Source organism: Rhodococcus kronopolitis (assembly GCF_042654025.1).
In the GTDB taxonomy this organism is placed as follows: Bacteria; Actinomycetota; Actinomycetes; order Mycobacteriales; family Mycobacteriaceae; genus Rhodococcus_G; species Rhodococcus_G kronopolitis.
Window position 1 is genome coordinate 165514 of record NZ_JBHSFO010000002.1, and the last position, 22295, is coordinate 187808.

Here is a 22295-nt window from a genome sequence, read left to right on the forward strand (position 1 = left end):
ATGATCGATTCGAACCCGCTGGAGCGCGCGGAGCCCGAGCCCGCCGCGCCGGTCCGGGCACCCGCGGCGGCCTCCGTGGCCGACGCGAGCGCGCCGCGACTGGTGTGGATGGTGATCTCGCGGACCGCCGTCAAGGCCTGGGGCGACTCGATCTTCGGCAAGGCTGCGACCGCGGCGTTCTGGCAGACGCTCTCGCTCCCACCGCTGCTCCTCGGCCTGTTGGGGATGCTCGGCTACGTCGGCGACTGGTTCGGGCCGGGCACGGTGGACATCATCGAGGGCAAGATCATCGCCTTCAGCAGCACCGCGTTCAGCGAGAGCGTGGTCGACCAGATCATCAGGCCGACGGTGACCGACGTGCTCGGACGCGGCCGCCCCGAGATCATCTCCGCCGGCTTCCTGCTCTCGCTGTGGGCCGGGTCGTCGGCGATCTCGACGTTCGTGGACTCGATAGTCGAGGCGCACGGGCAGAAGGACGCCCGCCACCCGGTGTGGCAGCGAATCTTCGCGCTGCTGCTCTACGTGATGTTTCTCATCGTGTCGATGTTCGTGTTGCCGCTGGTGGCGCTGGGCCCGACCCTGATCGGCCGGGCGCTGCCCGAGGCCTGGTACGAGGTCGGCTCGCAGGCCATCGACACCTTCTACTACCCGGCGGTGGGCCTGCTGCTGATCGCCGGCCTGACCACGCTCTACAAGGTCGCGCTGCCCCGGTCGCTGCCCTGGCACCGACTGCTCGGCGGCTCGCTGCTGGCCGGGGTGTTCTTCATGATCGCGAGCGCGTTGCTGCGCCGCTACCTGACGTGGATCACCGGGACCGGGTACACCTACGGAGCACTGGCCGCGCCCATCGCGTTCCTGCTGTTCACGTTCTTCCTGGGCTTCGCGGTGGTGCTGGGCGCCCAGTTCAACGCCACCATCCAGGAGTTCTGGCCGGCCCGGGCCACCCGAATCGAGCAGGTGCGGGAATGGCTGGCCGGACAGGCCGCCGCGGCGGCGAACACCCCGGGCACCCCCGCAGGCCCGGTGGCCGGCGCGGTGACCAACCTCACCTGGCGGTTGGCGGCCGGGCCCAGCCGGGCCGACGGGTCCGGCCCGACGAACGCCGCACCGGACGCGGACGACCCGCCCGAGCCGTCGGCGACGCCGTCACCGACTCATTCGCCGGCGCGCAACCCCTCGTAGACCTTCTTGCAGTCCGGGCACACCGGCGAACCCGGCTTCGCGGACTTCGTCACGGGGAAGACCTCGCCGCACAACGCGACGACATGGGTGCCCATGACCGCGCTCTCGGCGATCTTGTTCTTCTTCACGTAGTGGAAGACCTTGGGCGAGTCGTCGTCGGTCGACTCGTCGGTGGTGGTGTCGGGACGTTCCTTGGTCTGAGTGCTCACCACTCCATGATGACGCATTCGCACCCGAGTCCGCGAGACCCGGTCGTGCATTCGGGCCGCCGCAGTGGAAGGCTGGAGCCATGGCATCGAGTTCGGGATTCTTCCGACAGACCGACCCCGGCGACGACGACTCGGCCCAGAATCCGGTCCTGATCACCGACGCGGCGCAGTCCTTCCAGGACCAGCAGCGCGCCCGGATCCGCAAGTACACGATCCTGATGGCCTTCCGGATCCCCGCACTGGTCCTCGCCGCGATCGCGTACGGCGAGTGGCACAACGGCTGGATCAGCCTGCTGATCATCGGCGTCTCCATTCCGCTGCCCTGGATCGCGGTGCTGGTCGCGAACGACCGACCGCCCCGCCGCTCGGACGAGCCCCGCCGGTACGACCACCGCGCCCCGACCCCGCCCCAGATCGAACCCCCGGACCGGCACACCATCGAGGGCTGAGCACCTCGGGCCTGCCCGCGGCTGCGAAACTGTCCGGGTGAACCCCGAACTGCTCTCCGTGTGCGGCCCGCTCCGCGAGGCCCTGCACCGCACCGAGTACACCGCCGACGCCCTGCTCGACATGCTGGGCGAGCAGGCGCATGCGGCACTGGGCCGCAGCGAGCCGGTGCCGGTCCGGCGAGCGACCCGCGACGCCGGCGACCTCGGGGTGCTGACCAGGCTGTTCCTGCTCGGCGACGACTGCCCGGCCGCCGAGGTGGCGGCCGCGCTCGCGCCCGTCGACCTGGACCAGGCCGTCGCGGCGGGACTGCTCGAACGCGACGGCTCCGCGGTCCGGGCGGCGCTGGACCTGCGCCCGATGGACCTGGGCGCGGGCAACCGCTGGGTGGTCTCCGACCTGGACGGCGCCCTGCGGCCGCGGCAGACCGCCGCCGACCACGTGCTCGGCGTCGGGCACGCGTCGCTGTCGCTGCTGCGCGGCACCCCCACGACGCCGACCGGCTCGGTCCTCGACATCGGCACCGGCTGCGGCATCCAGGCACTGCATGCCGCCGGGTACGCGACGCGGGTGACCGCGACCGACGTCAACCTGCGGGCGCTGGAGCTCTCCGCGGCGACCTTCGCGCTCAACGAGGTGGACGTCGAGCTGCTCGCCGGTTCCTGGTACGAGCCGGTCGCGGGTCGGCGCTTCGACCGCGTCGTCGCCAACCCCCCGTTCGTGGTCGGCCGGGCCCGCGTCGAGCACACCTACCGCGACTCGGGGCTGGACCTGGACGGCGCCAGCGAGCTGATGATCTCGCGGACCCTCGACCACCTCGCGCCGGGCGGCACCGCCTCGATGCTGGCGTCCTGGGTGCACGTCGCCGGGCAGGACTGGCAGGCCCGGGTCGCGTCCTGGCTGCCCGCGCACGGCGTCGACGCCTGGGTGGTGCAGCGCGACGTCGCGGACCCGGCGCTGTACGTCGGCACCTGGATGCGCGACGCCGGCCTTGACCCGCGGGACCCCGCGACCGCCGCCCAGGCGGAGGCCTGGCTCGCGCACTTCGCGGACAGCGACGTCGAGGGCATCGGCTTCGGCTTCGTCTACCTGCGGCGCACCGACGAGGCCAGCGACGTGCTCGCCGAGGACCTGCGGCACGGTTTCACCGACCCGCTCGGCGACGAGGCGCTCGGCTACTTCGACCGGGTCCGCTGGCTGCACGACCGGGACGTCCTCGAACAGCGCTTCGTGGTGGCGGACGCGACCGCGCTCGAACGGGTGTACCTGCCCGGCGACGAGGGCTGGCGCCAGGTGGTGGCACGGGTGCACCGCGGCGACGGGCCCAGCTGGCAGCACGAGGTGGACGACCTGGCCGCGGCGCTGCTGGGCGGAATGCTGCCCGGCGGGCTCGTGTTGAACGAGCTGGTCGAGTTGCTCGCGGCCGCCCACGGCGAGGACCCCGAGCAGCTCGCGGCGACGGCCGTCCCGCTCGTGCACTCGTTGGTGCGGCACGGCCTGGTACTGCCGGACGAGCTGCGACCGGGGCGGTTCCCCACCGAATAGCGCACGCGCGCCTTCTCAGCAAGTTCTCAGGCCGGGCCCCCAATCGTTGCAGGTCAGAGACATTGTGACCCACGTCTCACGGGAACTTTGCCTCCTCATTCGACGTTGAGCCATATGAGAGACGCCGATGAGGAGGCAGGCCATGACAAGCCCCACCACCACCGAACGAGCACGGCCCACCGCCGAGGACCTGGACGCCCAGAGCCCCGCCGCAGACCTGGTCCGTGTGTACCTGAACGGGATCGGGCGCACCGCACTGCTGACCGCGGCGGACGAGGTCGAGTTGGCCAGGCGCATCGAGGCGGGGCTGTTCGCGGCCCACGTGCTCGAGACCCGCAAGCGCCTGACGGCCGCCAAGAAGCGTGACCTCGCCACCATCGTGCGGCAGGGCCAGGCGGCCCGCAGCCACCTGCTCGAGGCCAACCTGCGTCTGGTCGTCTCCCTGGCCAAGCGGTACACCGGCCGCGGCATGCCGCTGCTGGACCTGATCCAGGAGGGCAACCTCGGCCTGATCCGCGCGATGGAGAAGTTCGACTACGCCAAGGGCTTCAAGTTCTCCACGTACGCCACCTGGTGGATCCGCCAGGCGATCACCCGCGGCATGGCCGACCAGTCCCGCACCATCCGGCTGCCCGTCCACCTGGTCGAGCAGGTCAACAAGCTGGCCCGGATCAAGCGGGAACTGCACCAGCAGCTCGGCCGCGAGGCCACCGACGACGAGCTGTCGAGCGAGTCGGGCATCCCGGTCGCGAAGATCGCCGACCTGCTCGACCACAGCCGCGACCCGGTGAGCCTGGACATGCCGGTCGGCAGCGACGAGGAGGCGCCGCTCGGCGACTTCATCGAGGACTCCGAGGCCACCTCCGCCGAGAACACCGTCATCGCGGGCCTGCTGCACAGCGACATCCGCAGCGTGCTGGGCACCCTCGACGAGCGTGAGCAGCAGGTGATCCGGCTGCGGTACGGGCTCGACGACGGCCAGCCGCGCACCCTCGACCAGATCGGCAAGATCTTCGGCCTCTCGCGCGAGCGGGTGCGGCAGATCGAACGCGAGGTCATGGTCAAGCTGCGCCAGGGCGAGCGCGCCGAGCGGCTGCGGTCCTACGCCAGCTGACTCCTCCCGGCAGGACGGCGGGCCGGTGACTTCACAGTCACCGGCCCGCCGTCCTTGTTCCTGCCCGCTGCCGGTCCGGCCGCCGGCGCCTGGCGTCAGCGCAGCCGGCGCGGCCCCAGGTCCACCCGGCTGGTGGGCTCCGGTGCGAGCCGGATCCGGGAGTCGGTGACCGACGCCCCCACCGCGCTGGCGAGCACCGGCTCGCACACCAGCTCACGAACCTCCGGCAGGTCGTCCCCGAGCGCGGAGATCCGCTGGACCAGATCCACCAGCGCGGCCTTGTCCACCGACGGCGCGCTGCGGTACCCGGACAGCAGCGGCGCGGCCTTCGGCGCGTCGATCAGCTCGACGGCCTCGTCCTCGGTCACCGGCAGCACCCGGTAGGCCCGGTCGCCGAGCAGGTCCGAGATCACGCCCGCCAGCCCGAAGGAGATCAGCGAACCGAAGGACGGGTCCTCCTGGACTCCGATCACGCAGCCGATGCCCTTGGGGGCCATCTTCTGCACGTACAGCAGCGGATCGCCCGACGCCTGGGCGAGGTGCTCGTAGGCTCCGCGTACCGCCTCGGCCGTGTCCAGGTCCAGTCGCACCCCGGCCAGGTCCGGCCGGTGCCGCCACTGCTCCCGCGTCGCCTTGACCACGACCGGGAACCCGAGCGCCTCGGCCGCCGCGACCGCCTCGTCCGCCGTACTCGCGGAGGCGAACTCCGCGATCCGGATCCCGTAGCAGGCCAGTAGTTCCGCGGCCTCGAAGTCGGTGAGCCACCGGCCCTCGCCGTCGCCGAGCCAGCCCCGCACCAGCGTCGCGGCCCGCTCGGCGTCGATCCCGTCCGGGCGCACCACCTTCGAGACCGGACGCGACTTCCACTCCGCGTAGCGCCACGCGCGGGCCAGCGCGAGGGCGGCCCGCTCCGGCCCGGGGTACGACGGCACGGAGCCCCGGATCGGGTTGCCGTCCGGGCCGTGCACCGCCAGCACCTCCGGGATGCCCTCCGCGGCAAGGAAAGTCGACACGATCGGCTTGCTGGTGTCGCGCGCGGCGTCGCGCAGCGCCTTCGCGTACGGCTCCGCGTCCATGGCCACCGGCGGCACGAACACCGCGATCACCGAGTCCACGTCCTGCGACGCGACCGCCGCGGCGACCGCGCCCGCGAACTCCTCGGGACTCGCCTGCGCACCGAGGTGCACCGGATCGCACACGTCCAGCCCCTGCCCGTGCGCGGAGTCCGCGGCGAGCACCCCGAGCGCCGTGGAGTTGCCGACCACCGCGACCCGCGGCCCGGCTGGCAGCGGCTGGTACCCGAAGAGGACCGCGCAGTCGAAGAGCTGGGTGATCGAACCGACCTGCACCACGCCGGCCTGCTCGAACAGCGCCGCGACGATGGAGTCGTCGATCTCCACGCCGGTCGCGGCCAGCTCCGGCGGCACCGCGTGCCTGCCGGACTTCATCGCGACGATCGGCTTGTTCCGACCCACCCGGCGCGCGATCCGCGAGAACTTGCGGGGGTTGCCGAAGCTCTCCAGGTACAGCAGCACCACCTCGGTCTCCGGGTCGGAGTCCCAGTACTGCAGCAGGTCGTTGCCCGAGACGTCGGCCCGGTTGCCTGCGGAGACGAAGGTGGACAGCCCCAGGCGGCGGCGGGCGGCCTCGTCGAGGATGGCGATGCCCAGCGCGCCGGACTGACAGAAGAAGCCCACCCGGCCCGCGGGCGGCAGCACCGGCGCGAGCGTCGCGTTCAGGCCCACCGCCGGGTTGGTGTTGGCGACGCCCAGCGCGTTGGGCCCGACCAGTCGCATCCCGTGTGCGCGGGCCGCGTGCACCAGTCGTCGCTCGGAGTGGCGGCCGTCGGGTCCGGTCTCGCTGAATCCCCCGGAGACCACCACCAGCGCCTTGACGCCCTTGGCCAGGCAGTCGTCGAGCACCGAGTCGATCGCCTCGGCAGGCACCGCCACGACGGCCAGGTCGACGTCGTCCGGGATCTCCCGCACCGACGGGTACGCCCGCACCCCACGCACCGAGCGGTTCTCGGCGTTGACCGGGTACACCGGCCCGGAGAAGCTGGCGCCCAGCAGGTTTCGCAGCACCGCGTTGCCGACCTTGGCGTCGTCGGTGGACGCGCCGATCACCGCCACCGACTGCGGGCTGAGCAGGTTCCGGACGCTGCGGGCCTCGGCCGACCGCTCCCGCGAGTTGCGCACCGTCACCAGCGCCTCGGTGGGGTCGATGGCGAACTCGAGACGCAGCACGCCACCGTCGAAACTGCGGCTGACCTGGTAGCCCGCCTCCCGGAACACGCTGACCATGCTCCGGTTCTCGGAGAGCACCTCGGCCACGAACATGGTCAGGCCGATCTCCGCGGCGGCGGCCGCGAGGTGCTCGAGCAGGATCGAGCCGATCCCCCGGCCCTGGTGCGCGTCGGCGACCACGAAGGCGACCTCGGCCGAGTTCCCGTCGCCGACGTCGAGCAGCCGCTCGTACCTGCCTACCGCGATGATCTCGTCGCCGAGCACCGCGACGAAGGCGACCCGGTTGCGGTAGTCGATCGTGGTGAAGTTGACGAGGTCGCGGTTCGACATCGTCGGGTACGGACCGAAGTAGCGCAGGTAGCGGGTGCGCTCGGAGAGCTTGGCGTGGAAGGCGACCAACCGCTCGGCGTCGTCCGGGGTGATCGGGCGCAGGTGCACGGCACCGCCGTCGGTGGCCAGCACGTCCACCACCCAGTGCGCCGGGAACTGCGGGACCGGGACGGGGGCTGCGGTGTTGTCGTGATCAGTCACGGGGGTCCTCCGGGTCGAGTCCGAGCAGCGGGAAGGTCGCGCGGCGGGTGGCGATGATCGCGGAGTCCACCCGCACCAGCGCCCGGTCGACGGCCTCGTCGCCGGTCACGGGGGTTCCTCCGGGTCCGTCCCAGGGCAGGTAGCCGCCGGAGCTGCCGTCGCTCATGGTTTCGGGGAACGGGGTGCCCGGGGCCAGCGCCCGGACCCGGTCCCGCCAGGTCGGCGGCACCGGCGTCCGCGGGTCGAGGTCCCGATCGAGGGCGGCCGCGATCAGGTGCGTCCAGGCCCGGGGCACCACCCGGATCAGGCCGTACCCGCCGCCGCCGACGGCGAGCCAGCGCCCCTCGGCGTAGCGGTCGGCCAGGTCTCGCATCGCCCGGAAGGCCGCGCGCTGACCGTCGACGGTCAACGACAGGTCGGCGAGCGGATCCTCGCGATGGCTGTCGACGCCGCACTGGCTGATCACGATCTGCGGCCGGAAGGCCGCCACTGCGGCCGGTACCACCGCGTGAAATGCCCTCAGCCACACCGAGTCCACGGTTCCGGGCAGCACCGGGACGTTCACCGAGGTGCCCTCCGCGGCACCGGATCCCACCTCGCTCGACCAGCCGGTGTTGGGCCACAGCGTCGCCGGGTGCTGGTGGATCGAGACGGTCAGCACCCGCGGGTCGCCGAGGAAGGCATGCTGCACACCGTCGCCGTGGTGGGCGTCGACGTCGATGTAGGCGATCCGGTCGAACCCGTTCTCCAGCAGCCACGAGACGGCGATGGCGGCGTCGTTGTACACACAGAACCCGGAGGCGTAGTTCGGCATCGCGTGGTGCATTCCCCCGCCGATGCTCACCGCCCGGCGGGCCCGGCCGGACGCGATCTCCCGGGCCGCGGTCAGCGAGCCGCCTGCGAGGATCGCGCTGGCCTCGTGCATGCGCGGGAAGATCGGGTTGTCCTCCGTGCCGAGACCGTGCGGGGCGGCGTCACCGTCGGCGCGGGCGTCGGCGAGCCCCTGGACCGGGCCGTGACCGGCGGCCTTGACCGCCGCAATGTAGGCCGGGGTGTGGATCCGCAGCAGGTCCTCGTCGGACGCCGCGACCGGGCGCACCAGCTCCACGCCCTCGACCAGTCCGAGCTCCCTGGTCAGCGCCATCGTCAGATCCAACCGGGTCGGATTCATCGGGTGCTCGGCACTCCACCGGTAGTCCAGGTAGTCCGGACTCCACACCACGGCGCCGCCGCTGGTCGGTCGGGCGCCGGCTGGAGAGTGCGAGGAAGTCACTGCCATGGATCCACGCTACGTGCGCACCCGACGGGCCGGTACAGCGCGGGCCGTCCTCGACCTTCGAGGCCACACCGGGCGGGGTATTGCGCCGGGTCCGGCCCGCTGTGTCGACGCCAATCCGAAAGTGCAGTCCAGCCAGGTAGAATCGGCGCAGACGAAGGGGCGTGAGCGTGAAGGATCTTGTCGACACAACGGAGATGTACCTCCGGACGATCTACGACCTTGAAGAGGAAGGCGTGGTGCCACTGCGGGCCCGGATCGCCGAACGGCTCGAGCAGAGCGGTCCGACCGTGAGCCAGACGGTGGCCCGGATGGAGCGGGACGGCCTGCTGCGCGTCGCGGGCGACCGCCATCTCGAACTGACCGACCGGGGACGCGAGCTCGCGGTGTCGGTGATGCGTAAGCACCGACTGGCCGAGCGGCTGCTCGTGGACGTGATCGGACTCGACTGGGACCAGGTCCACGCCGAGGCGTGCCGCTGGGAGCACGTGATGAGCGAAGAGGTCGAGCGGCGGCTGGTGAAGGTTCTCAAGAACCCCACCACCTCGCCCTACGGGAACCCGATCCCCGGGCTGGACCAGCTCGGACTGGACCGGCCGGTCGAGGACGGCGAGACGCTGGTGCGGCTCACCGACGTGGCGCCGGGCAAGGCGACCGCCGTGGTGGTGCGCCGACTCGCCGAGCACGTGCAGTCCGACCCCGAGGTGATCAACGCGTTGCGGGCCGCAGGCGTGGTGCCGGACGCCCGGGTGACGGTGGAGCGCACGCCGGGGTTCGTGCTGATCACCGTGCCCGGCCACGACAGCGTCGAGCTGCCCGAAGAGATGGCGCACGCCGTCCAGGTCAAGGCGGTCTAGCGGCCCGTGCGACTTCTTGTCACCGGCGGAGCCGGTTATGTGGGCAGTGTGTGCGCGACAGTGCTGATCGAGCGCGGCCACGAGGTGGTGGTGGTCGACGACCTGTCGACCGGCAACGCCGATGCGGTGCCCGAGGGCGCGCAGTTCGTCGAGGGCGACATCGGTGAGCTTGCCGCCTCCGTCCTCGGCGACGGCTCGGCCGGGCCGCGGTTCGACGGCGTCCTGCACTTCGCGGCGCAGTCGCTGGTCGGCGAGTCGGTGCTCGAGCCCGAAAAGTACTGGCGCGGAAACGTTGTCACCACCCTCTCGCTGCTCGAGGCGATCCGGGTCTCCGGCACGCCGCGGTTGGTCTTCTCCTCGACCGCGGCGACCTACGGGGAGCCCGAGAGCTCTCCGATCACCGAGTCGGACCCGACCCGGCCGACCAATCCGTACGGCGCGACCAAGCTGGCGATCGACCACGCGATCACCTCCTACTCCCAGGCGTACGGCCTGGCCGCCACCAGCCTGCGCTACTTCAACGTCGCCGGCGCCTACCGCGGCGCGGGCGAGAACCGGGTCGTGGAAACACATCTCATCCCGCTGGTGCTGCAGGTGGCGCTGGGGCAGCGGGAGAAGATCTCGGTGTTCGGGACCGACTGGCCGACGCCGGACGGCACCGCCGTCCGCGACTACATCCACGTCCTGGACCTCGCCGAGGCGCACCTGCTGGCACTGGAGAAGGCAAGCGCGGGCACGCACACGATCTACAACCTCGGCAGCGGCGCCGGTTTCAGTGTGCGCGAGGTGATCGAGGCGTGCCGCCGGGTGACGGGACTGCCGATCGAGGCGGCCGACGCGCCGCGTCGGGCCGGTGACCCGGCGGTGCTGGTGGCGTCCAGCGAGCGCGCAATCGCGGAGCTCGGATGGCGGCCGGCGCACACCGATCTCGACGAGATCGTCGCCGACGCCTGGACCTTCCTGCAGGCGCTCGGGGACCGCTCGCACGCGGCCCACCGCGACTGATCCTCGACGAAAAGGCGCTCGGGGGTCGGACGCGGCGTGCCATGCTGCCCGCCATGGTGTCCTCCCCCGAGCTGCCCGTCCGACGCGTCCCACGCCTGATCCCGATCGCCGCCGCGGCCGTCCTGGCCACGACGATGTTCCTGTCCCCGGCGGCGGTGGCCGCGCCGGTCGGGTCGGCGGGCTCCGCCGGGTCGTCGGGATCGGTCGCCGACAGTGGGCTCGGCAGCGCCCACGACCCGGACTGGATGGGTCGACTGCCGGGGCGCGCGAGCCTGGCCTCGCTGTCCGTCCCCGCCACGCACGACACCATGACCGCGGGCGCCTCGATCGTCGCGCAGACCCAGGACCACACCCTCCCGGAACAGCTGGAGGCGGGGGTCCGCGCCCTGGACATCCGCACCCGGCACTTCCGGGACGCGTTCACGATCCACCACGGCCTCGAGTACCTGAACGCCAACTTCACCGACGTGGTCCGCCAGACCACCGACTTCCTCCGGGCCAACCCCACCGAGACGGTGTTGATGCGGCTCAAGACCGAGCACACCGAGGTCGAGAACACCCGCAGCTACGAGCAGACCCTCGACTGGTACATCCACGACAACCCCGACACCGCACCGTTGTTGGCCGCGCACCTGTGGACCCCACCGGCCCGGTACGACGGTCGGATCCCCACCCTGGGCGAGACCCGCGGCAAGATCGTCGTCCTGCAGGACTTCGCCGCCACCAAGCCGTACGGACCGGTCTGGGAGGGCTCGCACACCGACATCCAGGACGACTTCGAACTCGGCAACCTCGCCGACCTGCCACAGAAGTGGGACAAGGCCCGGATCCACTTCGAACGCACCGACTCCGGCCCGTCGAAGGTCCTGTTCGTCAACCACCTCAGCGCCACGGGCGTCCCCGACCCGGTCGCGATGGCGTCCGGCGCGCTGCCGGTCACGATTGCCCGCGGGACCCCGGAGATGCCCGGGATGAACGCGCGGGCGACGCAGTACCTGCTGCCGGAGACCGTCGGCCGCACCGGCGTCGTGATGGCCGACTTCCCGACCGCGGAGCTCGTCGAGACGGTCATCTCGCACAACTTCCGCTGACCGGCGGCATCGCCACCCCGATACCCGCGGCCAGCTCCAGCCCGGTCGCCGCCAGGTCCGCGACGACGTCCGGGTGCACGGCGCGCTGCAGCGCCCGGTCCAGCAGCCCGGCCAGGCGGTGGCGGGGGTCCGCCTCCAGCGCCGCCACCAGGGCGATGCCGGCCATCGGCCCCTCGCCGCGGCAGTAGACGCTGAAGCCGTACATCGTGGCTGCCTGCGCGCAGTCCGGCGGCGGCAGGGTGCGGGCCAGCAGCAGCCACATCCGCTCGGCGGCGTCGGCCTCGTCGGTGAGTGTGAGCCCGAGCAGGCAGTCGCGGACCCGTGGCACCGCCAGCGCCAGCGCGATCTCGACGAGCTCGTCGGCGGTGTGCTCGTCGCCGGAGTCGTTGCGCGCCACCGCGACCAGGACCCGTTCGACCAGTTCGCGGTCGCGGGCGCCGGCGTCCCGGCCCGCGGACCCGCCCGCCGCCCGCGCACGGGCCTGCGTCAGCAGTTCCGTCATCGCGCCCCGGTCCGTCCCGCCTGCCGGGCGCACGTGGGCCTCGAGTTCCTCCCGCGATCCGTGCATGACGCGGCCCGCGAGCACCCGGGCGGCGGCGACCTGCGTCGCCCCGGGGTCGGGCAGCACCCCGCGGCTCCCTGCGCCGCGCAGTCCGCGCCAGGTCTCGCCTGCCGTGAGCGCGGCCAGTTCGTAGACGTCCTCGAGCTCCACGCCGTACCCGTCCAGGCACTCCCGGAGCTCGTCGAGCAGGTTCTCGTGCATGAGGCGGGCGCAGGCGGAGTCGTCCGGGTCGACGAACACCGCCGTCACCGACTCGATCCGCTCCCGCTCGCAGGCCTGTGCCACCCGGCGCAGGGGTTCGAGATCGAACGGCCCACAGGCGGTCTCGGGGAGGTCGCTGCGAAGCACCGCCCGCACGGTGCACGGCGCGGCACCGGGGACGGCATCGGCGGCGAAGCCGAGACAGATCAACACCAGCGAGCGGCCCGGCCGGAAGCCGAGGAGTGCGGGGACGGACGCGATCAGGTCACCGGGGTCGGTGATCCGGACCGTGCCGGGGACGGAGGGGCGGGGGTTCGGGTAGCTGGTTGCCATGCCCGGCAACACTGCTCCCCCGGACCGCCGCCGCCCGGCTCGCGACCTGCGACTTCAGCTGTCCTGTGGAGAACTCTGGGGCCATCCACAGGGACCGTCCACGCCGGTCAGGCCGCGGCGTTCACCCGCTGCACGGCCTCGGTGAAGACCTGGTCCAGGGCCGCCGAATCCGGCGCCCCGGTTCCGAACGACATGTAAGTGGCCGACACCCGCACGTCCCGCACCTGGGCGAGCAGCGTCAGCGTCGACTGGGTGACCGTCTCCGCGCCCTCGCCCGAGGTGACCGTCTGCCGCAGGGCGAGCGTGTCGTCGGCGTTGAGCGGCGGTGCAGGCACGACGGTGGTCTTCACGGTGGCCTGGGCCCCGTTCTTGGTGGTGACCACCTCGGAACACCTGCCGATCTCCTGGGCGCGGACGGACAGCGGGGTGGCCGTGCGCATCAGCTCGACCGAGATGGTGGCGCGCTGGGCGTTGTCGGTGCCGACGATCATCGCGGTGCCGTTCTCGCCGTAGTCCTGGCTCGGCGGCTTGCAGCCGGCCGGGTCCACCTTCGCCCCGGCCGGGAACCCGCTGAGGTCCCCCGCCGCCTGCGACACCGCCTGCGCGGGCAGCACGATCGCCTCGTAGGGCGCGGGGAAGTCGGCGGGCGTCAGCAGCATCGAGCTGAGCGGGGCCTCGATCGGGGCCGTCGTGCCGACCAGCGCCGCCGACGAGTCCGGCGCGGCCACCCCGGCCACGGTGGACGAGCACCCGGCGAGGGCCAGCGACGCGGCGGCGAGACCTGCGACAAGGATGCGGCGGTTCAACTTCGACCCTCCAAGCTCTGCGGACGACCGGCACACCCGTGCCGTCGGTGCCCACTCTGCCACCCCGGCCCCCGTCGGGCACCCAGGCGGACGCCGGTGTCGGGCTCGCGGACCTCCCCGCGGCGATCCGGTTCGCTGTCAGCGCAATCCCCTCGTCATCGGGAATGATTTCCGGTCCCCGGACGCTCTCCAACCAACGGGCGGGACTGGGCGATTGCCCACTCCGTGAGGGACACTGGTGGAGAACAAGAAGCGAAGGGGTCACGATGGACGATCAGTCGAGAATGTACGAGCTCGAATTCCCGGCGCCACAGGTCATGCCCGGCGACGGCCGCGGCCCGGTACTGGTCCACGGACTCGAGGGGTTCTCCGACGCCGGGCACGCGGTGAAGCTCGCCACCACGCACCTGCGCGAGAGCCTGGAATCGGAGTTGGTCGCCTCGTTCGCGGTGGACGAGCTGATCGACTACCGGTCGCGGCGGCCCACCATGACGTTCAAGGCGGACCACTTCGCCGACTACGACGAGCCGCAGCTGAACCTGTACGCACTCAAGGACACCGCCGGGACCCCGTTCCTGCTCCTCGCCGGCCTGGAGCCGGACCTGAAGTGGGAGCGGTTCACCACCGCCGTCCGGCTGCTCGCCGAGGAACTCGGGGTCCGCCGGACCGTCGGGCTCGGCGCCATCCCGATGGCCATCCCGCACACCCGTCCGCTGACGGTGACCGCGCACTCCCCCAACAAGGAGCTGATCGGCGAGAACCAGAGCTGGGCCGGCGAGCTGCAGATCCCCGGCAGCGCCTCCTCGCTGCTCGAGATGCGGATGGCCCAGCACGGACACGAGTCGTTGGGCTACTCGGTGCACGTGCCGCACTACCTGGCGCAGACCGAGTACCCGGCGGCCGCCGAGACCCTGCTCGAGAACCTCTGCGAGATCTCCGACCTGGAGCTGCCGTTGGCCGCACTGGGCGAGGCCGCCGCGCGGGTCCGGGAACAGGTCGACGCCCAGATCACCGGCAACGAGGAGGTCCAGTCGGTGGTGCATGCGCTGGAGCGTCAGTACGACACCTACGTGGCCGCCCAGGAGCAGCAGTCCAGCCTGCTGGCCACCAGCGGCGACCTGCCGAGCGGCGACGAGCTCGGCGCGGAGTTCGAGCGATTCCTCGCCGAACAGGCGGGACTCGGCGACAACCCCGACCCGGACGGCGACGATCGGTAGCGTCATTCGCCAGTTGTCGCGCGCGTCGGGGGCGGGAATCGTACGATCGTCCAGTTGATCAGCGGACAGTTCCCGGAGCACTCCGGGACGGACCGGCGACAGGAGACGACATGAGCCCACGACGAGACCGGGCGCTGCGAACCGTGCCGGACACCGAACCGCGCCTGGCGTTCCGGACCGTCCACGGGTACCGGCGGGCGTTCCGGATCGCGGGCTCGGGGCCCGCCCTGCTGCTGATCCACGGGATCGGCGACAACTCGGCCACCTGGAACGAGGTGATCCCGCACCTGGCGAAGAACTTCACGGTCATCGCCCCGGACCTGCTCGGCCACGGCCGCTCCGACAAGCCGCGCGCCGACTACTCCATCGCCGCATACGCCAACGGCATGCGGGACCTGCTGACCGTGCTCGGCATCGAGCGGGCCACGGTGATCGGCCACTCGCTCGGCGGCGGCGTCGCCCTGCAGTTCGCCTACCAGTTCCCGCAGATGGTCGAGCGGCTCGTGGTCGTGGCCCCGGGCGGGGTCACCAAGGACGTCAACCCGGCGCTGCGGTTCGCCGCCGTCCCGGTCGCCGGTTCGGCCCTGCGGCTGCTGCAGGTGCCGGGCTGCCGGACGGCACTGAAGGTCCTGGCCGTGGTCGCCGACCAGCTCTACCGCGGCCCCTTCAAGTCCGTCACGGTCTTCCACGACGCCCCCGACCTGGTCCGGGTACTCAGCGACCTGCCCGACCCCACCGCCCGCGAGGCCTTCCTGCGCACCCTGCGTGCGGTCGTGGACTACCGCGGCCAGGTGGTCACCATGCTCGACCGCTGTTATCTCACCGGCACGCTGCCCGTCCAGATCATCTGGGGCGACGTCGACGCCGTCATCCCGGTCTCGCACGCACACCTGGCCCACTCGGCCCTGCCGGAGTCCCGCCTGGAGATCTTCGCCGGCAGCGGACACTTCCCGTTCCACGACGACCCGATCCGGTTCCTGCGGGTGGTCGAGGAGTTCATCGAGTCCACCCGACCCATGGAGTACGACGCCGAGACCTGGCGGCAGAAGCTGATCGCCGGCGTCGGCGAGGAGCAGATCACCGGCTCGACGTCGACGCGCGAGGCCGTGCTCGGCGCCATGGGTGCGGACGAGCGCAGCGCCACCTGAATCAGCCGAACAGCTCCGCAAGCACCGCGACGCGCAGTGCCTCGTTCTCGGGGGCGAGCCGCTGGCCGCGGGCCAGCACACACATCCCGTGCAGCGCGCTCCAGAAGACCTCGGCCCTGGTTCCGGCGTCCTGGGTGGACGTGGCGCCGACCGCTGACGCGAGCACCGCGAAGGCCTCCCGCAGTTCCGGCGGCGTCGACGCGTCCGCGAAGCGCACCGCCAGCCGCATCGAGAACATCGCCTCGTAGGTCGCCGGGTGCTCCGCGGCGAAGCGCAGATAGGCCCGGACGAACACCGTCAGGCGATCTGACTCCGCGACACCCTCCGTCGCCTGCGTCATCGCTCGCACGAAGTCCCGAAACCCGTCGAGCGCAACCGCGTTGACGATGCCGTCCCGACCTTCCGGAAAGTGCCCGTACAGCACGGGCGGGCTGTACTCGATCGCGTCGGCCAGCCGCCGGGTGGTCACCGCGGGCCACCCGTCGTCCTCGGCGATGCGCCGAGCGCATTCGACGATCCTGCGCTCGCGGTCCTGTCGCTCACGGTCCTTGCGTTCTCGAGTTCCCACAAGACGAGATCCTATCACTGGTAGATTTCCATCCATCAATATTCTATCGTTGATAGATATCCAACGACCGGAAGGAAGTCACATGCTCTCCTCGATCGGACTCGTCATCAGCTGGATCGGCGCGCTCGGGATCATCGCGATCGGCGTCGCCTACCTCGCCAGGAACGAGGGCAACGCCGCGGCGTTCGGTCTGCCGGCCCTCCCCGCGCCCGACGCCCGCGGCTGGTGGCAGGTCAAGGGGATCCGCGACATCGCCACCGGACTGCTGGTGATCGTCTTCAGCATCGCCGCGCGCGACCAACTTGCCCTGCTGGTCCTGGTGCTCGCGGTGATCCCGATCGGCGACATGCTCATCGTCCTCGCCAACAAGGGAAACCGTAAGGCCGCGTTCGCAATCCACGGAGCCACCGCACTGGCACTGCTCCTCGCCGGCGCGCTGCTCGCCGCGTGACACCACGACCACCGGAACCGAAGGAGACTGCGATGTCCGACAGGACGAATCCCACCGACCAGGCACTCCCCCTACCGGAGGGAGCGGCCGAGGTGATCGGGAACGACGAGGCGTCGATGCACCTGCTCTTCGACTCCGCCGCCACCGGCGGCGCACTGAGCACCCTCGAGGTCCGGCTGCGCGCGGGCGCGAACGGCGCCGCGCCGCACTTCCACACCAGGTCATCCGAACTGTTCTACGTCGTCGAGGGCGAACTGCGGGTGCTGGCGGGCGACCGGATCGAGACCGTGGGAGCCGGTGGGTCACTGGTGGTGCCCCGCTTGATGCCGCACGCCTTCGGCGCCACGCCCGACTCGGCGGCGCGGGTGCTGATCGTGCTCACTCCCGGCGTCGAGCGGTTCGAGTACTTCCGGCTGCTCGCCCGGATCCAGGCCGGCGAGGCGACACTCGACGAGCTCGCCGCAGCGCAGGACGAGTACGACAACCACTTCGTCGACGCGCCGCTGTGGTGGCGGGACCGCAACGCGACGCTCCCGCGCTGACGGTGCACCGGGCCCGCCGGGGACCGATAGCCTGTATCGGTGCTCCTCACCGACCTCCTCCCCGACAGTCCCGATGCCGACTCGCTCTTCGACGCCTTCTCGGAGTGGGCGGGCGAGAAGGGACTGACCCTGTACCCGGCGCAGGAGGAGTCGCTGATCGAGGTGTTCTCCGGCGCCAACGTCATCCTGTCCACCCCCACCGGGTCCGGGAAGTCGATGGTCGCGATCGGCGCGCACTTCGCCGCGCTCGCCGAGGGGCGGCGCACCTTCTACACCGCGCCGATCAAGGCACTGGTCAGCGAGAAGTTCTTCGCCCTCTGCGAGGTGTTCGGCGCGGAGAACGTCGGCATGATGACCGGCGACGCGGCGGTGAACTCGTCGGCGCCGATCATCTGCGCGACCGCGGAGATCGTCGCGAACCTGGCGCTGCGCCAGGGCGCCGGGGCCGACATCGGCCAGGTGGTGATGGACGAGTTCCACTACTACTCGGAGCCGGACCGCGGCTGGGCCTGGCAGGTCCCGCTGATCGAGCTGCCGAATGCGCAGTTCCTGCTGATGTCCGCGACCCTCGGCGACGTCTCCTTCTTCCAGGAGGACATCACCCGCCGGACCGGCCGGCCCACGACCGTGGTCGGCGGCACCGAACGTCCCGTGCCGCTTACCTTCTCGTACGCGAAGACCCCCGTCGGCGAGACCATCGAGGAGCTCGCCACCACCAACCAGGCGCCGGTGTACGTGGTGCACTTCACCCAGGCCGCGGCGCTCGAGCGGGCGCAGGCGCTCACCAGCGTGAACTTCAGCAGCCGCGCCGAGAAGGACGCCATCGCGGAGGCCCTCGGCTCCTTCCGGTTCACCACCGGGTTCGGTAAGACGTTGTCCCGCTTGGTCCGTCACGGCATCGGCGTCCACCACGCGGGCATGCTGCCGAAGTACCGCCGACTGGTCGAGAAGCTGGCGCAGGACGGCCTGCTCAAGGTCATCTGCGGCACCGACACCCTCGGCGTCGGCATCAACGTGCCGATCCGCACGGTGCTGCTGACCGGGCTCACCAAGTACGACGGCACCCGCACCCGGCACCTGCGGGCCCGCGAGTTCCACCAGATCGCCGGCCGCGCAGGCCGCGCCGGGTACGACACCATGGGCACTGTGGTGGTGCAGGCACCCGAGCACGACATCGAGAACTACCGGATGGTCGCCAAGGCCGGCGACGACCCGAAGAAGCTCAAGAAGATCCAGCGCAAGAAGGCGCCCGAGGGCTTCGTCTCCTGGGGCGAGCCGACGTTCGAGCGGCTCGTGTCCGCGTCGCCGGAACAGCTGACCTCGCGCTTCCAGGTGTCGAACTCGATGCTGCTCAACGTGATCGCGCGCCCCGGCAACTGCTTCGACGCGATGCGGCACCTGCTCGAGGACAGCCACGAGACGCGCGCTCAGCAGCGCAAGCACATCCTGCGGGCCATCGCGCTCTACCGCGGCCTGCTGCAGGCCGGCATCGTCGAGCAGCTCGACACCCCGGACGCCGACGGCTCGATGGCGCGGCTGACGGTGGACCTGCAGCGCGACTTCGCGCTCAACCAGCCGCTCTCGCCCTTCGCCCTCGCCGCGATCGAACTGCTGGACGTCGAGGCGCCGACCTACGCCCTCGACGTGGTCTCGGTGATCGAGTCGACGCTCGACGACCCGCGTCAGATCCTGATGGGCCAGCAGCACCAGGCCCGGGGCGAGGCCGTCCAGCAGATGAAGGCCGACGGCATCGAGTACGACGAGCGGATGGAACTGCTCGAGGAGGTCACCTGGCCGAAGCCGTTGGCGGAGCTGCTCTTCCCGGCGTTCGAGATGTACCGCGGCGGGCATCCCTGGGTCTCCGAGTTCGCGCTCTCCCCCAAGTCCGTCGTCCGGGACATGGTGGAGAAGACCATGACCTTCGCGGAACTGGTCAGCCACTACGGCCTGACCCGTTCCGAGGGTCTGGTGCTGCGGTACCTCGCGGACGCGTACCGCGCGCTGCGCCAGACGGTTCCGGACGCCGCGCGCACCGAGGAGCTCGAGGACATCACCGAGTGGCTGGGCGAGCTGATCCGTCAGGTGGACTCGTCGCTGCTCGACGAGTGGGAGCAGCTGACCAACCCGGGCGTCGAGGCCGACGACCAGCAGATCGCGTACGGCGCGGACATCCCCCGACCGGTCTCCGCCAACACCCGCGCCTTCACGGTGATGATCCGGAACGCGATGTTCAAGCGGGTGGCGCTGGCCGCCCGCAAGCGCTGGGACCTGCTCGCCGAGCTCGGCGACGGCCTCGACGCCGAGGACTGGGCCGACCTGACGGAGCTGTACTTCGAGGAGTACGACGAGATCGGTACCGGCCCCGACGCCCGCGGCCCGCACCTGATCAGCATCTCGCGGGAGCCGGAGCTGTGGCGGGTGCGTCAGACCCTGGCCGACCCGAACGGGGACCACGGCTGGGCGCTGGTCGGCGAGGTGAACCTGGCCGAGTCCGACGCGGCCGGCGAGGTGATCTTCGACGAGTTCGAGGTGCTCGAGGGCTGAGGCCGCCCCCGGCACCGGTCCGGCCGGGCCGACGGCGGTCCGGGCTCAGTTCGTAGTGTCGGCGTCCGACTCGGCCGCGCCCTGCGACCCGGCGTCGTCCGACTGGGAATCCTCGGCCGCGTCCGACTCGTCCGCGTCCGACTCGGCCGTGTCCGGCTCCGCGGCCATGCCCGGATCCGGTGCGGTGGTGGGCACCAGCCCCGGCAGGTTGCCCGCGATCACCAGGTTCGCGGCGATCTCCCGCCCCATCTGGACCCCCGCGACCACCACAGAGTCCCCGACCCACAGGTCGGTGGGCGCGCTGCCCCGCAGGGTGATCACGCTGGTGGTCCTCGTCGTCCGCACCGGCGCGCGCGTGCCGTCCCCGATCACCAGGACGAAGGAATCGCCGGCGACGGAGTCGACCGTGCCGACCGTGGACAGGAACTGGCCCGGTCCGGGCACCGGTGCCGCGCCGGGATCGGTGCCGGAGACGGCGGCGGTATCGGTTCTCCCCGACTCCGAACCCGACGATCCGTACAGGTAGCCGCCGAACGCGCCGATCACCAGCGCCGCCACGGACGCCCCCGCCACGAATGCGGGCCCGCGTCGCGGGGGCTCGGGGGTCGGCTCCGGCGCCGGGCTCGCGACCGGCTCGGCGACTCGCCGCGGGTCAGGCGCGGGAACCGGTCGCGGGATCGGCGCGGGGGCCGGAGCGGCGGTCCACGCGGTGGTCTCGGCGCTGACGCTCACCCGGGGGAGCTCGACGGTGGGTTCGGTGCTGATGTCACCCGGGTTCGTCACGCGTGGGCCTCCTGATCGCGGATCCGCTCGGACTCGCCGACCGAGCCCCGGACACCCTAGTCGAGTCGGTCGGGTGCAATTCGTGCAGCTCGGGCGTCGCCTCGCCGACCGTCGAGGGCCCGGCACGCGGGGAAATGCGGCCGGACCGCCGTAGTGCGTCGGGGCCGTCCGGCCGGCGGACTCAGTCCTGTCCGCGGTGCAGGATCGGCTTGGCGTGCCGCTCGCGGCGGTTGGACTGCTCCCGGCGGGCCGCCTGCTGCTCCTTGATCCGCTGCTCGTCCTTGCGGACCGCGACCAGCGAGGCACGCTCGGCCTGCAGCCAGTCGGGCTGGTCCGCGAGCAGCTCCTCGATCTGTGCAGTGGTCAGCGCCTCCTCGATACCGCCGCGGGACAGACCCGCGATGGACACGCCGAGCTTGGCCGCGACCACCGGACGCGGATGCGGACCGTTGGCGCGCAGTTCGACCAGCCAGGCGGGGGCGTCGGCCTGCATGGCGGCGAGGTCGTCACGGGAGATCGGGCCCGCCTGGAACTCTGCGGGGGTGGCCTCGAGGTACACACCCAGCTTCTTTGCCGCGGTTGCGGGCTTCATTGTCTGGGTGCTCTTGTGCGACGTCATGGACTAAGGGTAACGAGCATCCGACCCGGGAGCCTGGGCGGTGCGCCGGTCGTCGACATCTCCCCGGCCGCGTAACCTGACCCGATGACCGATTCGGCGCCGTCGCCCACCTTCCGGCTCGCGTACGTCGCCGGTGTCACGCCCACCAAGTGGGTGCGGACCTGGATCGAACGCCTCCCCGACATCCGGCTCGAACTGGTGTCGCTGCCCGCCCTGGAGGTGGCCGACGCGCTGCGCGAGGGCACCGTCGACGCCGCCCTGGCCCGGCTGCCGATCGACCGCGAGGGCCCGCGACCGCTGAGCGCAATCACGCTCTACGCCGAGACCCCGGTGGTGGTGATCCCGAAGGAGCACGTCGTCACCTCCGTCGACGAGCTCGCCGTGGCGGACCTGGCCGGCGAGGTGGTTCTGCACCCCCTCGACGACATGCTCGAGTGGTCCGAGCTGCCCGGCGAGCCGGCCGCGCAGCGCCCGGAGACCACGGCCGACGCCGTCGAACTGGTGGCCGCAGGCATCGGGGTGCTCGTGGTCCCCCAGTCGCTGGCCCGGCTGCACCACCGCAAGGACCTCACCTACCGGACGGTGACCGACGCGCCGGAGTCGCCGATCGCGCTGGTCTGGCCCGAGGACACGACCACCGAGCTGGTCGAGGAGTTGATCGGCATCGTGCGCGGACGCACCGTGCACAGCTCGCGCGGCACCGCCACCGACGCCGGCCCGGCGCCGAAGCGCACGGCGGCGCAGAAGACCCGAGACAAGGCCGCGGCCCGCGCGGCCGCGGGCAAGACGCCGTCCGGCAAGGCCATGCTGGTCACCGGCTCGTCGGGCAAGGGCGGTGCGGGCAAGCCGCAGGCGAAGGGCACGGCAGGCAAGGCCACCAGCAAGCGCGGCGGGAAGGGCTCCGGCGGCCGCGGCCGCCGCTGACCTCACCACGACGCAATCAGCCCCGCCGAACGGGCGGTGCCGGGACAACGGCCGCGTGACAGTCCCGGTATCCGCCCGTTCGTGAGCGGACCCA

Annotated in this window: 21 protein-coding genes; 13 read left to right on the forward strand and 8 right to left on the reverse strand. The window is 71.6% G+C overall.

Annotated elements, in window-relative coordinates; all coding sequences use genetic code 11:
• Positions 1-108 precede the first annotated feature (108 nt).
• The gene (locus ACFO6S_RS03930; protein WP_378415209.1) at positions 109-1182 is read left to right on the forward strand and encodes a YihY/virulence factor BrkB family protein; all 1074 of its coding nucleotides are present in this window, start codon (positions 109-111) and stop codon (positions 1180-1182) included.
• Here the strand turns inward: ACFO6S_RS03930 and ACFO6S_RS03935 are convergent.
• Positions 1155-1391, reverse strand: coding sequence for a DUF3039 domain-containing protein (locus ACFO6S_RS03935; RefSeq protein WP_378414346.1), 237 nt, complete (start codon positions 1389-1391; stop codon positions 1155-1157). The genes ACFO6S_RS03930 and ACFO6S_RS03935 overlap by 28 nt on opposite strands.
• 80 nt (positions 1392-1471) lie before the next feature.
• On the opposite strand from ACFO6S_RS03935, the gene ACFO6S_RS03940 reads away from it, so the two are divergent.
• The 3 genes from ACFO6S_RS03940 to ACFO6S_RS03950 all read left to right on the forward strand — a co-directional run bounded on the left by ACFO6S_RS03940 (position 1472) and on the right by ACFO6S_RS03950 (position 4497).
• Positions 1472-1840, forward strand: coding sequence for a DUF3099 domain-containing protein (locus ACFO6S_RS03940; RefSeq protein WP_378414348.1), 369 nt, complete (start codon positions 1472-1474; stop codon positions 1838-1840).
• Positions 1841-1877: 37 nt separating this feature from the next.
• On the forward strand, positions 1878-3383 hold the full coding sequence (locus ACFO6S_RS03945) for a DUF7782 domain-containing protein (protein ID WP_378414350.1): 1506 nt from the start codon (positions 1878-1880) through the stop codon (positions 3381-3383).
• 142 nt (positions 3384-3525) lie between these two features.
• Positions 3526-4497 carry a sigma-70 family RNA polymerase sigma factor gene (locus ACFO6S_RS03950; protein ID WP_378414352.1) on the forward strand — a complete coding sequence of 324 codons (972 nt, stop codon included), beginning with the start codon at positions 3526-3528 and terminating at the stop codon, positions 4495-4497.
• A 95-nt stretch (positions 4498-4592) separates the two neighbouring features.
• Here the strand turns inward: ACFO6S_RS03950 and ACFO6S_RS03955 are convergent, their stop codons facing one another.
• Both ACFO6S_RS03955 and ACFO6S_RS03960 read right to left on the reverse strand, forming a co-directional pair.
• Complete coding sequence (locus tag ACFO6S_RS03955) at positions 4593-7274, reverse strand: bifunctional acetate--CoA ligase family protein/GNAT family N-acetyltransferase (RefSeq protein ID WP_378414354.1); 2682 nt, start codon at positions 7272-7274, stop codon at positions 4593-4595.
• The gene (locus ACFO6S_RS03960; RefSeq protein ID WP_378414355.1) at positions 7267-8553 is read right to left on the reverse strand and encodes an acetoin utilization protein AcuC; all 1287 of its coding nucleotides are present in this window, start codon (positions 8551-8553) and stop codon (positions 7267-7269) included. Before ACFO6S_RS03960 ends, ACFO6S_RS03955 begins: the two co-directional genes overlap by 8 nt.
• Positions 8554-8720: 167 nt before the next feature.
• Here ACFO6S_RS03960 and ACFO6S_RS03965 point away from each other — a divergent pair, with 167 nt between their 5' ends.
• The 3 genes from ACFO6S_RS03965 to ACFO6S_RS03975 are packed head-to-tail and all read left to right on the forward strand — an operon-like array spanning position 8721 to position 11503.
• Positions 8721-9407 carry a metal-dependent transcriptional regulator gene (locus ACFO6S_RS03965; RefSeq protein ID WP_378414357.1) on the forward strand — a complete coding sequence of 229 codons (687 nt, stop codon included), beginning with the start codon at positions 8721-8723 and terminating at the stop codon, positions 9405-9407.
• Positions 9408-9413: 6 nt separating this feature from the next.
• On the forward strand, positions 9414-10412 hold the full coding sequence (galE, locus tag ACFO6S_RS03970) for a UDP-glucose 4-epimerase GalE (RefSeq protein ID WP_378414358.1): 999 nt from the start codon (positions 9414-9416) through the stop codon (positions 10410-10412).
• 53 nt (positions 10413-10465) lie between these two features.
• Positions 10466-11503 carry a phosphatidylinositol-specific phospholipase C gene (locus tag ACFO6S_RS03975; protein WP_378414360.1) on the forward strand — a complete coding sequence of 346 codons (1038 nt, stop codon included), beginning with the start codon at positions 10466-10468 and terminating at the stop codon, positions 11501-11503.
• Here the strand turns inward: ACFO6S_RS03975 and ACFO6S_RS03980 are convergent.
• Entirely contained in the window at positions 11481-12599 is a 1119-nt protein-coding gene (locus ACFO6S_RS03980) for a DUF4192 domain-containing protein (RefSeq protein WP_378414361.1), read from the reverse strand. The two genes, ACFO6S_RS03975 and ACFO6S_RS03980, sit on opposite strands and share 23 nt — an antisense overlap.
• 107 nt (positions 12600-12706) lie before the next feature.
• Entirely contained in the window at positions 12707-13405 is a 699-nt protein-coding gene (locus tag ACFO6S_RS03985) for a sensor domain-containing protein (RefSeq protein WP_378414363.1), read from the reverse strand.
• A 266-nt stretch (positions 13406-13671) separates the two neighbouring features.
• On the opposite strand from ACFO6S_RS03985, the gene ACFO6S_RS03990 reads away from it, so the two are divergent.
• Both ACFO6S_RS03990 and ACFO6S_RS03995 read left to right on the forward strand, forming a co-directional pair.
• Positions 13672-14622: a PAC2 family protein gene (locus ACFO6S_RS03990; RefSeq protein ID WP_378414365.1), complete on the forward strand. Its 951-nt coding sequence runs from the start codon at positions 13672-13674 to the stop codon at positions 14620-14622.
• 110 nt (positions 14623-14732) lie between these two features.
• Positions 14733-15770: an alpha/beta fold hydrolase gene (locus ACFO6S_RS03995; RefSeq protein ID WP_378414366.1), complete on the forward strand. Its 1038-nt coding sequence runs from the start codon at positions 14733-14735 to the stop codon at positions 15768-15770.
• A 1-nt stretch (position 15771) separates the two neighbouring features.
• Here the strand turns inward: ACFO6S_RS03995 and ACFO6S_RS04000 are convergent, their stop codons facing one another.
• Positions 15772-16338, reverse strand: a complete 567-nt coding sequence (locus tag ACFO6S_RS04000) for a TetR/AcrR family transcriptional regulator (RefSeq protein WP_378414368.1) — start codon at positions 16336-16338, stop codon at positions 15772-15774.
• 82 nt (positions 16339-16420) lie between these two features.
• On the opposite strand from ACFO6S_RS04000, the gene ACFO6S_RS04005 reads away from it, so the two are divergent.
• The 3 genes from ACFO6S_RS04005 (at position 16421) to ACFO6S_RS04015 (ending at position 19875) form a co-directional block, all read left to right on the forward strand.
• Positions 16421-16789 (forward strand): DUF4267 domain-containing protein, encoded by a 369-nt coding sequence (locus ACFO6S_RS04005; protein WP_378414370.1) that lies wholly within the window; start codon positions 16421-16423, stop codon positions 16787-16789.
• A gap of 116 nt (positions 16790-16905) precedes the next feature.
• On the forward strand, positions 16906-17331 hold the full coding sequence (locus ACFO6S_RS04010; protein WP_378415210.1) for a cupin domain-containing protein: 426 nt from the start codon (positions 16906-16908) through the stop codon (positions 17329-17331).
• Positions 17332-17370: 39 nt separating this feature from the next.
• The gene (locus ACFO6S_RS04015) at positions 17371-19875 is read left to right on the forward strand and encodes a DEAD/DEAH box helicase (protein WP_378414372.1); all 2505 of its coding nucleotides are present in this window, start codon (positions 17371-17373) and stop codon (positions 19873-19875) included.
• A 45-nt stretch (positions 19876-19920) separates the two neighbouring features.
• Here ACFO6S_RS04015 and ACFO6S_RS04020 read toward each other — a convergent pair whose 3' ends face one another.
• Both ACFO6S_RS04020 and ACFO6S_RS04025 read right to left on the reverse strand, forming a co-directional pair.
• Positions 19921-20658, reverse strand: a complete 738-nt coding sequence (locus ACFO6S_RS04020) for a hypothetical protein (protein ID WP_378414374.1) — start codon at positions 20656-20658, stop codon at positions 19921-19923.
• Positions 20659-20839: 181 nt separating this feature from the next.
• Positions 20840-21277, reverse strand: a complete 438-nt coding sequence (locus ACFO6S_RS04025) for a DUF5997 family protein (protein ID WP_378414375.1) — start codon at positions 21275-21277, stop codon at positions 20840-20842.
• An 84-nt stretch (positions 21278-21361) separates the two neighbouring features.
• Between ACFO6S_RS04025 and ACFO6S_RS04030 the strand changes: the two genes are divergently transcribed.
• A complete protein-coding gene (locus tag ACFO6S_RS04030) occupies positions 21362-22201 on the forward strand; it encodes a LysR family substrate-binding domain-containing protein (RefSeq protein ID WP_378414377.1) in 840 nt (279 codons plus the stop codon).
• The last annotated feature ends 94 nt before the right edge of the window (positions 22202-22295 follow it).